This window comes from Pseudomonas sp. B20 (assembly GCF_020515755.1).
Classification (GTDB): Bacteria; Pseudomonadota; Gammaproteobacteria; order Pseudomonadales; family Pseudomonadaceae; genus Aquipseudomonas; species Aquipseudomonas syringae.
This window is the reverse complement of sequence record NZ_JAHPJG010000014.1, coordinates 174,782-186,478: the sequence shown is the minus strand read 5'-3', so window position 1 is coordinate 186,478 and position 11,697 is coordinate 174,782. Positions and strand designations below refer to the sequence as shown.

Genomic DNA, 11,697 nt, shown 5'->3' with positions numbered 1-11,697 from the left:
CTCCAGACCCGACCTCCTTCCTCGCTGACTTTTCACTCTAAAGCCTTGCAAACTATTGATCTACAAGGCTTTTTCGTTTCCGTCTGCGCCGGAAGTGGGGCGAATTATAGACACATCACAGAGGGCGTCAACCGTTAATTTGAACTTTCTTCGGAAACCAGCGTAACGCGCCCAAAAGCCTTCTTGCCGGCTTGGCAAACATGGGTCGCACCCAGCTTGAATACAAAGCTGCGATCCACGACCTCACCATCTATACGCACACCGCCAGAAGCCAGCAGATCACGAGCGACTGCTGCGTTCTTTACCAGGCCTGCTTTATTAAGGACCGCAGAGATCGGCATATCCTCGGCAGCAGCCACCGATATCTCCGGCAGATCATCCGGCAGCTCGCCTTCCTTCATACGGTTACCCGCAGAACGATGCGCATTGGCCGCAGCCTCCTCACCATGGAAACGAGCGACCAGCTCTTCGGCCAGCTTGATCTTGATGTCGCGAGGATTGGCACCCGCTTCGCAGTCAGCCTTCAGGCCGTCGATCTCTTCCATCGAGCGGAAGCTCAACAGCTCGAAGTAGCGCCACATCAGGGAATCAGGAATCGACACCAGCTTGCTATACATAATGCCTGGTGCTTCTTGAATGCCGACGTAGTTGCCCAGCGACTTGGACATCTTCTTCACGCCATCCAGGCCTTCCAGCAACGGCATGGTCAGAATGCACTGCGGCTCCTGCCCATAAGCGCGCTGAAGCTCGCGCCCCATCAGCAGATTGAATTTCTGATCGGTGCCGCCCAACTCGACGTCGGCCTTCAAAGCCACGGAGTCATAGCCCTGCACCAGCGGATAAAGGAATTCGTGAATGGCGATGGACTGATTGCTTTTATAGCGCTTGTCGAAATCGTCACGCTCGAGCATCCGCGCGACCGTGTACTGCGAGGACAGGCGAATGAAGTCAGCCGGACTCAGTTGGTCCATCCAGGTCGAGTTGAACGCGACTTCGGTCTTGGCCGGATCGAGAATCTTGAAGACCTGAGACTTGTAGGTTTCGGCGTAGTCGAGCACCTGCTCACGGGTGAGCGGCGGACGCGTGGCGCTTTTACCGCTCGGGTCGCCGATCATGCCGGTGAAATCACCGATCAGGAAGATGATCTGATGCCCCAGATCCTGGAACTGCCGCAGCTTGTTAATAAGCACGGTGTGCCCAAGGTGCAGATCAGGTGCAGTCGGATCGAAACCAGCCTTGATACGCAGTGGCTGGCCACGCTTCAGCTTCTCGACCAGCTCGGCCTCGACCAGGAGTTCATCTGCACCGCGCTTGATCAGCGCCAGCTGCTCTTCAACCGACTTCATTTCAGTCCCCAATTCAAAGGGAGCCAACCTTACAAGATCAGAGCCCAATTACAAGTTTTGCCCAGCGTTTGCCTGCGAATCAGTGACTGATACGCGGGAAGGGTTGCTTCGAGCAGGTTTTGGTTATATTTTATACAGTTATTTCATCTTCATCATGTCATTCATCTTTTCCATTTCACCTTTTTCAAAGTCAAATTACCTATGAAAGACACACCGCCTAAAGCGCCCCCGCTTTATCCGAAGAGTCACCTGCTCGCTGCAAGCGGCATCGCCGCATTGTTGAGCCTGGCTCTCCTGGTTTTTCCATCCAGCGATGTCGAAGCCAAACGAACGAACATTCCGCTTGATCTGGAGGCACCGGATCAGGACGTACAAGATCAAGACGCTCAACAAGCCACTCAAGCCACACCTGAAACCACCGAATCGCCATTTGCGCAGATCGACAATGCCGACGATCAGGCTCAAGACACCGCCAGTGCACAGCCTCAAGCAGAGAAACCCGCGCCAGCCGCTGCGAAGGATCCTGCTCACAGGGAAGTCACTGTCAGCAAGGGCGACACGCTGTCGACCCTGTTTGAAAAGGTCGGGCTGCCAGCTGCTACCGTTCATGAAGTACTGGCCAGCGACAAGCAAGCCAAGCAGTTCAGCAAGCTGCAGAATGGACAGACCCTGCAGTTCGAGCTGACGCCGGATGGCCAGCTCAAGCAATTGCATACCAAGCTCAGCGAAGTCGAGTCCATCAGCCTGTCGAAGACAGCAACTGGCGGTTACGCATTCAATCGCGAGATCAGTAAGCCCAACGTGCGTAACGCCTACGTACACGGGGTGATCAACAGCTCCCTGTCGCAGTCCGCGCAGCGTGCCGGCCTGACTCATAGCATGACGATGGACATGGCCAATATCTTTGGCTACGACATCGACTTCGCGCAGGACATCCGCAAGGGTGACGAATTCGATGTGGTATACGAACAGAAAGTGGTCAACGGCAAGAGCGTAGGTACAGGAAATATCCTGTCCGCCCGCTTCACTAACCGGGGCAAGACCTACACCGCCGTTCGCTATACCAACAAGCAGGGCAATACCAATTACTACACGGCCGACGGCAACAGCATGCGCAAGGCGTTCATCCGCACCCCGGTAGACTTCGCCCGCATCAGCTCGATGTTCTCGATGGGCCGCAAGCACCCGATCCTCAACAAGATCCGCGCCCACAAAGGCGTCGACTACGCAGCGCCACGCGGTACGCCGATCAAGGCAACCGGCGATGGCAAGGTTCTGCTCGCCGGCCGCCGTGGCGGATACGGCAATACCGTCATCATTCAGCACGGCGACACCTACCGCACGCTGTATGGTCACATGCAGGGCTTCGCCAAAGGCATACAGACCGGCGGCACTGTCAAGCAAGGTCAGGTTATCGGCTATATTGGAACTACCGGCCTGTCCACAGGCCCGCACTTGCACTACGAGTTTCAGGTCAATGGCGTCCACGTAGACCCACTGGGCCAGAAGCTTCCGATGGCGGACCCGATCGCCAAATCCGAAAAACAGCGGTTCATGCAGCAAAGCCAGCCGTTGATGGCACGCATGGATCAGGAAAAAGCCACCACGCTGGCCTCGAATAAAAGGTAATCCATGGACTTCTTCTATATAGGTGTGATGTCTGGCAGCAGTCTCGATGGGATTGATATCGCCCTTTTGAAGCAGGATGACCGATCAAGGCTTCTGGCCACTCACTACATCCCCATGCCGGAAGACCTGTATGCCGAGCTGCTGGGGCTCTGCTCCAGCGGTGTGGATGAGCTTGCACGTGCTGCAATTGCGGAGCAAAAGTGGTGCAGGCTGGTCGCACAGGGCGTGCAGACTCTGCTGAAAGATCAAAACATGGTGCCCGCTCAGATTCGCGCCATCGGCAGCCACGGCCAGACTATTCGTCACGAGCCTGCGCGCGGCTACAGCATTCAGATCGGCAACCCTGCCCTGCTGGCAGAGCTGACTGAAATTACCGTGGTCAGCGACTTCCGCCGCCGCGATATCGCAGCAGGCGGACAGGGCGCACCTCTGGTACCGGCTTTCCACGAAGCGCTGTTCGACGACAACAAGGATCATCGCGCCGTATTGAACATCGGCGGGTTCAGCAACCTGAGCCTGATCGAGTCCGATCGCCCGGTGGAAGGCTTCGACTGCGGACCCGGTAACGTCCTGCTCGATGCATGGATACAGTCACAGCGCCACGAGAGCTACGACAAGGATGGCGCGTGGTCGGCGAGCGGCAAGGTTGATTCTGCGCTGCTCAAGAAACTGCTCAGCGATCAGTTTTTCCTGACCAAGGGCCCCAAGAGTACAGGCCGGGAAGTATTCAACCTGGGCTGGGTTCACCACCATCTGTTCCAGTTGCCAACGCTGGCTCCAGAAGATGTACAGGCCACTCTGCTGGAACTGACAGCGTTGACGATCACCGAATCCCTGCAATCGGCTCAAGCGATTACCCGGGAGCTTCTGGTCTGTGGTGGCGGTGCGCATAACAAGGCGCTGATGAAACGCCTTGCAGAGCTGTTGCCCGGCACAGAGGTCAGCAGTACCGAGAAGTTCGGCGTAGACCCTGACTGGGTTGAGGCGATGGCGTTTGCCTGGCTGGCTCATTGCTGCCTCGAAGGCGTTCCGGCCAACCGTCCGACGGTGACCGGCGCCAAGGGCAGACGCGTTCTGGGCGCGATCTACCCCGCCTGATACCTGCTGTAATGCAAAACGCCGCTCAATGAGCGGCGTTTTTGTGTACAGCAAGCTTCGATCAGATCGAGAACGAAGAACCACAGCCACAGGTTGTGGAGGCATTCGGGTTCTTGATCACGAATCGCGAGCCTTCAAGCCCTTCCTGATAATCGACTTCTGCGCCGGCCAGGTACTGAAAGCTCATCGGATCGACAACCAGGCTTACGCCCTCGCGCTCGACGATGGTGTCATCGTCTGACACATCTTCATCGAAAGTAAAACCGTACTGAAAACCTGAGCAACCGCCACCTGTAACGAATACACGCAGTTTGAGACGATCATTGCCCTCTTCGTCGACCAGGGTTTTCACCTTGTGCGCTGCATTTGGAGTGAACTCCAAAGCGGTAGGCGTGAAGGATTCGACACTCATGTCTGATATCTCCCGGCGTTAGCCGTCGTAATGCGTAATGACGGCATTATCCGCTTCTCCTAGAAAATCGGTCAACTATTTGATCGGGAGCAGCTACAAGCTACAAGCTACAAGAGCATGGCCAGCCCGCCTTTGCCTTGCAACTTGAAGCTTGCCGCTTGAAGCTCAAAGCTGCCTCCCTCAGGGCATCATGCCCGCATGAGACAACCCGGCGCGCTCATCAAGGCCGAACAGGATGTTCATGTTCTGCACCGCCTGACCCGACGCACCTTTGACCAGGTTGTCGATCACCGAAAGCACGACGACCAGATCGCCGCCCTGCGGACGATGCACTGCGATCCGACACACGTTGGCGCCACGCACACTGCGGGTTTCGGGATGGCTGCCCGCTGGCATCACATCCACGAATGGCTCGTCGGCGTAGCGCTTCTCGAACAGTGCCTGCAGATCCACCGAGCGATCAGTGACCGTTGCATAGAGCGTGGAGTGAATGCCGCGAATCATCGGCACCAGGTGTGGCACGAACGTCAGGCCGATGTTGCCACCGGCAGCACGACGCAGCCCTTGGGTAATTTCAGGCAGGTGACGGTGGCCCTTCACGGCGTAGGCCTTGAAGCTTTCATTGGCTTCCGAGTACAGCGAACCGATATTCAGACCACGGCCCGCTCCGCTCACGCCAGATTTGCAGTCGGCAATCAGACGAGTGTTATCGGCAATACCGGCTTCAAGCAGCGGCAGGAAACCCAACTGGGTAGCGGTCGGATAGCAACCCGGCACGGCGATGAGTCGCGCGTTCCTGATCTGTTCGCGGTTGACTTCCGGCAGCCCGTACACAGCGTCTTCCAACAGTTGCGGAGCGCCATGAGGCTGGCCGTACCACTTGGCCCACTCGACCGGGTCCTGCAGACGGAAGTCGGCAGACAGGTCGATCACTTTGGTGCCTGCCGCGAGCAATTCGCCAGCCAGGGCATGAGCGACACCGTGGGGCGTGGCGAAGAACACCACATCGCAGGCGCCCAGGGTTTTCACGTCAGGCACGCTGAACGCGAGGCCGTCGTAGTGCCCGCGCAGGTTCGGATACATGTCGGCGACTGGCATGCCGGCCTCCGAGCGCGAGGTAATGACCACTACTTCTGCCTGCGGATGCTGTGCCAACAGACGCAGCAACTCGACCCCGGTGTAACCCGTGCCGCCGACGATACCGACCTTGACCATAACCTGCCCTCAACGAAACAACTGGAAAGCGGTCGATAATAGGAGCCTATCGCCTCTGCGACAACCGACAACGTGACGTATGGGCGCACAAGACACTACTATTCGGCCACCGTGAACCTGGGAATAATCAAAAATGCTCTATCTATGGATAAAGGCGCTTCATGTCATTTCAATGGTCTGCTGGTTTGCAGCCCTGTTCTATCTGCCAAGACTGTTCGTCTATCACTCGATGAGTGAGGACACGGTCAGCCGCGAGCGTTTCATCGTCATGGAGCGCAAGCTGTACCGTGGCATCATGACCCCGGCAATGATCGCAACGCTGGTCTTCGGCGGCTGGCTGATCAGCTTCGACCCCAGCGGTTATTTCAGTCAGGGCTGGATGCACGCCAAGCTCGCACTGGTTGTCCTGCTGATCGGCTATCACCACGTCTGCGGCGCACAGATGAAACGCTTTGCCCGTGGTGAAAATGGCCGCAGCCATGTGTTTTATCGCTGGTTCAATGAAATCCCGGTACTGATCCTGATCGCCATCGTCATTCTGGTTATCGTCAAACCCTTCTGATTCCAAGAGTTACCCGGCCTCATCAGTAACGCGACAGGGCGCTCTGTCTCAGACAGGCGCCCGGCACTGTTCTTCACTTAAAGACAAGGAAGCCCCGTATGGCCGATTCACACTTCAAGATTGTATTTGAAGGGCAGGTGCGTGAAGGCGTCGAGCTCGACACCGCAAAGGCCAACCTGGCGGGGCTGTTCAAAAGCGAACCGTCTGCAGTGCAAAAGCTGTTCAGCGGTCAACCCGTCGCGCTCAAGCGTGGGATTACTTACCAGGATGCGGAACGCTACCTGAAGGCGCTGAACGATGCGGGCGTCGAAGCACGCATCGAACCGGACATTGAAATCAGCCTGAGTCTGGATGAGGTGGTCAGCCAGCCCTCCCCCAAACCCGCGCATCTGGAAATATCGCCCTATGCTCCGCCCAAGGCACAGGTTGGCGCCGATCAGCCCGGTCATTCAACGCTGAAGGTGCTGAGTATCAACGGGCGTATCGGGCGCTTGCGCTATCTGGCGTGGAGCATGGTCCTGAGCGCCGCAACGCTGGTGCTGGTAGGTGTGTGCCTGCTGGTCATGAACGGTTCGCTGGTCGCCGGCGGCCTGCTGATGGCGGTGGTGCTCGTCGTGTTCGCGGTCATCGGCGCGCAGATCGGCGTTCAGCGGCTGCACGATCTGGGTTGGTCGGGCTGGCTTCTGCTGCTGACCATGGTGCCGTTCGTAGGCAGCATCTTCCCGTTCCTGATGATCCTGCTGCCCGGAACAAAAGGCCCCAACGCATTCGGCCCGCCGTCGCCACCGAACTCCAGAGGTGTGAAGACCCTGGCCATTCTGTGGGTGTTACTCATCCCCATTGTCCTGATCGGGCTCACTGCTGGCGGCGGAGGTATGCTGCGCGATGAGCTGGAATTGCAGACCGATGAATACGAGCAATCCCTTCCCTATGACGACGAAGAAAGCCATGACAGTGCCTTGACCGCGCCAGCGGATGTCAACATAGGGCCCGAAGAACAAAGCGACAAGTAATAGACTGCTCACGGTTCGGCAGACTGCCGGTCGTAACACGCTCAATGGAGAAATGCATGACCCGTTACGCCCTGATCACCGGCGCGTCCAGCGGCATAGGCCTGGCGATGGCCGAAGCGCTGGCACGTCGCGGTCGCAACCTGATCCTGGTCGCCCGCCAGCGCGACCTGCTGGAAACAATTGCACTGGAGTTGACTCAGCGTTTTGGCGTGGAAGTGCTGTTTCGAGCCTGCGATCTGGGCGAGCCACTGAGGCTCTCGGGCTTTCTGCTGGAGCTGGAAGACGGTGCCCACCAGATTGATCTGCTGGTCAACGCTGCGGGCATCGGCACCTGCGGACCTTTTCTGGCTCAGGACTGGAGCGCCGAGCAGGACCTGATCGATCTGAATATTCTGGCCCTGACGCGCCTGTGCCACACGGTCGGCAACCTGATGGCCATTCAGGGCGGCGGCCAGATACTCAACATCGCCTCGGTGGCGGCGTTCCAGCCCGGGCCATGGATGAGCACCTACTACGCAAGCAAGGCGTATGTGCTGCATTTTTCCGAAGGGCTGCGCGAGGAAGTGAAGAAGGCCGGGGTGAAGGTCTCGGTGCTGTGCCCCGGTCCGACCAGGACGGCTTTTTTTCGCACCGCACAGTTGCAGGTCAATGTGGATAACCTGATGAGCCCCGAAGAAGTGGCGCTGTATACCGTTCGCGCACTGGCAAAAAACCGTGCGGTGATCACTCCAGGTTTCAGTAACCGGTTGTGGACGCTCAGCCCGCGCCTGGTTTCACGCTGGCTGGCTCGTCAGATCAGCGGCTACATCAACAAGAAATACTGCCCGCGCTGACCGACAAACGGCTGGGCGAGCCGCGTCTTGCTCAGTACACTCGGACGCGCTGAAGCACAGCGATACCCTGTGACGACCATCAACCGACAAGGAGCAAACGGCTGTGGACACTTTGTTTACCAAGATCATCAATCGGGAAATCCCGGCGAAGATCATCTATGAAGATGATCAGGTACTGGCCTTTCACGACATCGCCCCACAGGCACCCGTGCATTTTCTGGTTATCCCGAAAAAGCCTATCCGCACCCTGAACGATCTGACCGAGGAAGACAAAGGCCTGGCCGGACATATCCTGTTCACGGCGCAGCGTCTGGCCCTCGAGCTGGGCTGCGAAGAAGGCTTCCGCGTGGTGATGAACTGCAATGAGCTGGGCGGTCAGACCGTCTACCACATTCACATGCACGTACTCGGTCAGCGTCAGATGAACTGGCCACCGGGCTGAGCCAGCGTTTTCGGGCTTCCCGGCCGACCAGTGCGTATGAGCAGCGCTGGTCGGATGATACAAGCCCTGCCCGCTCCGGCCGATTGGGGTAAACTGCCCGCATGATCTTCCGGAGGTGCCCATGGCTACCGAACGTCAATATTCCCCCCTCGACCGTCTGTTACTGCAAGCCGACAGCGCGATGCGCACCTTGCTACCATCCAGCGCGCACTCGCAGCGCCCCTCCCCCGCGGTTGTTCAGCCTGAACACAAGATGAGCGAAGTCGACACGCGCCACGTCGCGGGTCTGATGCGCATCAACCATACCGGCGAAGTCTGCGCCCAGGCGCTTTATCAGGGCCAGGCGCTGACGGCAAAGCTGCCCAAGGTGCGCAAGGCGATGGAGCATGCGGCTGAAGAAGAAATCGATCATCTGGTCTGGTGCGAACAGCGCATTCATCAGCTGGGCAGCCATACCAGTGTGCTGAACCCGCTGTTCTACAGCCTGTCCTTCGGGATGGGCGCAATAGCCGGTGTTATCAGCGACCGGGTCAGCCTGGGTTTCGTCGCGGCGACCGAAGATCAGGTCTGCAAGCACCTGGCTGAACACCTGGAACAACTGCCGACCGAAGACGGCAAGTCCCGGGCTATCCTGCAACAGATGCTCAGTGATGAAGAACACCACGCTGAGTCCGCACTGGAGGCAGGCGGTTTTCGCTTCCCGGCACCGGTCAAGTTCGGCATGAGTGTGCTGGCCAAGGTCATGACCAAGTCGACTTATCGCATCTGACAATGCGTATACAACGCCCATAAAAAAGGCGCCTGCATCAGGCGCCTTTTTAATGTCCGGAATCCGGGTTTATACGGCGACGTTGCGGCCGTAGAAGATTTCCAGCATTTCGTGTTTGACCTTGGCGGTCACTTGCTCGCGCTGCTCGGGGGACAAGTTGCTGGTGGCGTCGCCAAACAGGTAGTTGTCCAGTTCGAACTGCTTGAGCAGCATCTTGGTGTGAAACAGGTTTTCCTGATACACGTTCACGTCGGTCATCTGGTAACCGTTGCGCGTGTCTTCGGACAGGTAGTTCTGGATCGAGTTGATCTCGTGGTCGATGAAGTGCTTCTTGCCTTCCACGTCACGGGTAAAGCCGCGCACGCGATAATCGACGGTCACGATATCCGACTCGAACTTATGGATCAGGTAGTTCAACGCCTTGAGCGGTGAAATAACGCCACAGGTCGACACATCGATATCCACGCGGAACGTGGCAATACCGTCAACCGGATGAATTTCCGGGTAGGTGTGGACCGTGATATGGCTCTTGTCCAGGTGCGCCAGGATGGTTTCCGGCAGTGGACCTGGCGACTCTTCGATCTGGCTTTCGGTAGGCGTCACCGGCTGCTCCGAGATCAGAATGGTCACACTGGCACCTTGTGGATCGTAATCCTGACGCGCAATGTTCAGGATGTTGGCACCAATGATATCGACAACATCAGTCAGAATCCGCGTCAGGCGTTCTGCGTCGTACACACTGTTGATGTACTCGACATACGCCTGCTGGTCCTGCGGGGTTTCCGCATAGCAGATGTCATAAATGTTGAAGCTCAAGGTCTTTGTCAGGTTATTGAACCCGTGGAGCTTGAGTTTGCTTTTCACCGTTAAAAACTCTCTATATGGGTGCGGCGCCAGCCGCGTGATCAAGCATGCCCGTCAGGTGAGCCCGGCTCATCTGCGTAGGACGGTTAACACCTCTTCGCGTTGGCGATTTTGGTTGTCTGTTCGGACCGGCAGCAGAAAACCAATACATGCTGCGCCCGTAAAAAGTGGCGCATTATGCAGACGTCCGAAGCCGTCTGCCAGAGTGTGCGCCGTTTTTATGATCGTTGGATGTCTGGCGTTCAGCCCAGTTCGACAATTTCATAATCGTGAGTGATCTTCACACCCGCGTTGCCGAGCATGATCGAGGCCGAGCAATACTTCTCTGCGGACAGTTCGATCGCCCGCTTGACCTGTGCCTCTTTCAAACCTCGTCCCTTGACGACGAAGTGCAGATGGATTTTGGTGAACACTTTCGGGTCTTCATCGGCACGTTCGGCATCCAGAAACGCCTCGCAGCTTTCCACGGGTTGGCGCGACTTTTTCAAAATGCTCACAACGTCGAAGTTGCTGCAGCCACCCAGACCGATCAAGACCATTTCCATCGGGCGTACGCCCAGATTGCGACCACCGCTTTCCGGCGGACCATCCATTACCACCACATGACCACTACCGGATTCGCCGAGGAACATGGCTTCGCCAGCCCATTGGATGCGTGCCTTCATCGCCAAGACTCCACTGTAAAAAAGGGGTCGCCAGCTTAGCACAGGGCCAAAAGCTGCCCGGAAGAAATGCCTTTTGTAGGAAATGCGTAGGAATATTCGCAAATAGCTTCCTACACGTCTGGAAAAGCTGGCGAGAATAAAGGCGCAGCCGATACCTATAGGTATGCCATTTGGCCATACACCTTATTTCGGAAGTCTCGCATGGTCGCAATAACCTTTACGCCCAAAGCAAACAGTCTGGACAAGCTGCTGCCCCATGCAGAACGCCGCCGCTGCCCCGCGAAAACCAACATTATCAATGCTGGTGAGCGCTCCGAGTCGTTGTTTCTGATCCTCAAGGGTTCAGTCACGGTTGTGATCGAGGATGACGAGCGCCGGGAGATGATCGTCGCCTACCTCAACAGCGGGGATTTCTTCGGCGAACTGGGGCTGTTTGAGCAACCGGGCAAGGAGTCCGTGCGCAGCGCCTGGGTGCGGGCCAAGACCGAATGCGAAGTGGCCGAGATTTCATATGACTCGTTCCGCGAACTGACCAGGCAAGAGCCGGAAATTCTGTATGCGCTTGGCAGCCAGATGGCCGAGCGCCTGCGCAACACAACGCGCAAGGTCGGTGATCTGGCGTTTCTCGATGTCACCGGGCGAGTGGCTCGCACGTTGCTCGAGCTGTGCAAGCAGCCGGATGCAATGACTCACCCGGACGGCATGCAGATCAAGATTACCCGACAGGAAATCGGACGCATCGTCGGCTGTTCGAGGGAAATGGTCGGACGTGTGCTCAAGGCCCTTGAAGAGCAGAGCCTGGTCAACGTCAAAGGAAAGACCATGGTGGTCTACGGGACACGCTGAGCC

The 11,697-nt window shown here is 57.3% G+C and carries 13 protein-coding genes; 8 read left to right on the top strand and 5 right to left on the bottom strand.

Annotated features, from left to right (window positions below):
- Window positions 1-134: 134 nt before the first annotated feature.
- A complete protein-coding gene (gene tyrS, locus LIX91_RS15580) occupies window positions 135-1,346 on the bottom strand; it encodes a tyrosine--tRNA ligase (RefSeq protein ID WP_057407249.1) in 1,212 nt (403 codons plus the stop codon).
- Between the two features lie 201 nt (window positions 1,347-1,547).
- Between tyrS and LIX91_RS15575 the strand changes: the two genes are divergently transcribed.
- The gene (locus LIX91_RS15575) at window positions 1,548-2,975 is read left to right on the top strand and encodes a peptidoglycan DD-metalloendopeptidase family protein (protein ID WP_046237361.1); all 1,428 of its coding nucleotides are present in this window, start codon (window positions 1,548-1,550) and stop codon (window positions 2,973-2,975) included.
- A 3-nt stretch (window positions 2,976-2,978) separates the two neighbouring features.
- On the top strand, window positions 2,979-4,073 hold the full coding sequence (locus LIX91_RS15570; protein WP_003411692.1) for an anhydro-N-acetylmuramic acid kinase: 1,095 nt from the start codon (window positions 2,979-2,981) through the stop codon (window positions 4,071-4,073).
- Window positions 4,074-4,134: 61 nt separating this feature from the next.
- Here the strand turns inward: LIX91_RS15570 and erpA are convergent, their stop codons facing one another.
- Both erpA and argC read right to left on the bottom strand, forming a co-directional pair.
- A complete protein-coding gene (gene erpA / locus LIX91_RS15565) occupies window positions 4,135-4,485 on the bottom strand; it encodes an iron-sulfur cluster insertion protein ErpA (protein ID WP_003419663.1) in 351 nt (116 codons plus the stop codon).
- A gap of 180 nt (window positions 4,486-4,665) precedes the next feature.
- A complete protein-coding gene (argC, locus tag LIX91_RS15560; RefSeq protein WP_100073600.1) occupies window positions 4,666-5,700 on the bottom strand; it encodes an N-acetyl-gamma-glutamyl-phosphate reductase in 1,035 nt (344 codons plus the stop codon).
- A 133-nt stretch (window positions 5,701-5,833) separates the two neighbouring features.
- Here argC and hemJ point away from each other — a divergent pair, with 133 nt between their 5' ends.
- From hemJ to coq7, 5 genes are all read left to right on the top strand, one after another.
- Window positions 5,834-6,262, top strand: a complete 429-nt coding sequence (gene hemJ, locus LIX91_RS15555; RefSeq protein ID WP_003316309.1) for a protoporphyrinogen oxidase HemJ — start codon at window positions 5,834-5,836, stop codon at window positions 6,260-6,262.
- 98 nt (window positions 6,263-6,360) lie between these two features.
- The gene (locus LIX91_RS15550) at window positions 6,361-7,275 is read left to right on the top strand and encodes a DUF805 domain-containing protein (protein WP_226488733.1); all 915 of its coding nucleotides are present in this window, start codon (window positions 6,361-6,363) and stop codon (window positions 7,273-7,275) included.
- Window positions 7,276-7,331: 56 nt separating this feature from the next.
- Complete coding sequence (locus LIX91_RS15545; RefSeq protein ID WP_003411700.1) at window positions 7,332-8,108, top strand: SDR family NAD(P)-dependent oxidoreductase; 777 nt, start codon at window positions 7,332-7,334, stop codon at window positions 8,106-8,108.
- Between the two features lie 103 nt (window positions 8,109-8,211).
- The gene (locus LIX91_RS15540) at window positions 8,212-8,550 is read left to right on the top strand and encodes a histidine triad nucleotide-binding protein (protein WP_003316306.1); all 339 of its coding nucleotides are present in this window, start codon (window positions 8,212-8,214) and stop codon (window positions 8,548-8,550) included.
- Window positions 8,551-8,671: 121 nt separating this feature from the next.
- Window positions 8,672-9,319, top strand: coding sequence for a 2-polyprenyl-3-methyl-6-methoxy-1,4-benzoquinone monooxygenase (coq7, locus tag LIX91_RS15535; protein WP_003433185.1), 648 nt, complete (start codon window positions 8,672-8,674; stop codon window positions 9,317-9,319).
- A gap of 69 nt (window positions 9,320-9,388) precedes the next feature.
- On the opposite strand, the gene speD is transcribed toward coq7, so the two are convergent.
- The gene (speD, locus tag LIX91_RS15530) at window positions 9,389-10,183 is read right to left on the bottom strand and encodes an adenosylmethionine decarboxylase (RefSeq protein WP_003316303.1); all 795 of its coding nucleotides are present in this window, start codon (window positions 10,181-10,183) and stop codon (window positions 9,389-9,391) included.
- Between the two features lie 242 nt (window positions 10,184-10,425).
- Window positions 10,426-10,848, bottom strand: coding sequence for an OsmC family protein (locus LIX91_RS15525; RefSeq protein WP_003372688.1), 423 nt, complete (start codon window positions 10,846-10,848; stop codon window positions 10,426-10,428).
- Window positions 10,849-11,049: 201 nt separating this feature from the next.
- Here LIX91_RS15525 and crp point away from each other — a divergent pair, with 201 nt between their 5' ends.
- Window positions 11,050-11,694: a cAMP-activated global transcriptional regulator CRP gene (gene crp, locus LIX91_RS15520; protein WP_003411705.1), complete on the top strand. Its 645-nt coding sequence runs from the start codon at window positions 11,050-11,052 to the stop codon at window positions 11,692-11,694.
- The last annotated feature ends 3 nt before the right edge of the window (window positions 11,695-11,697 follow it).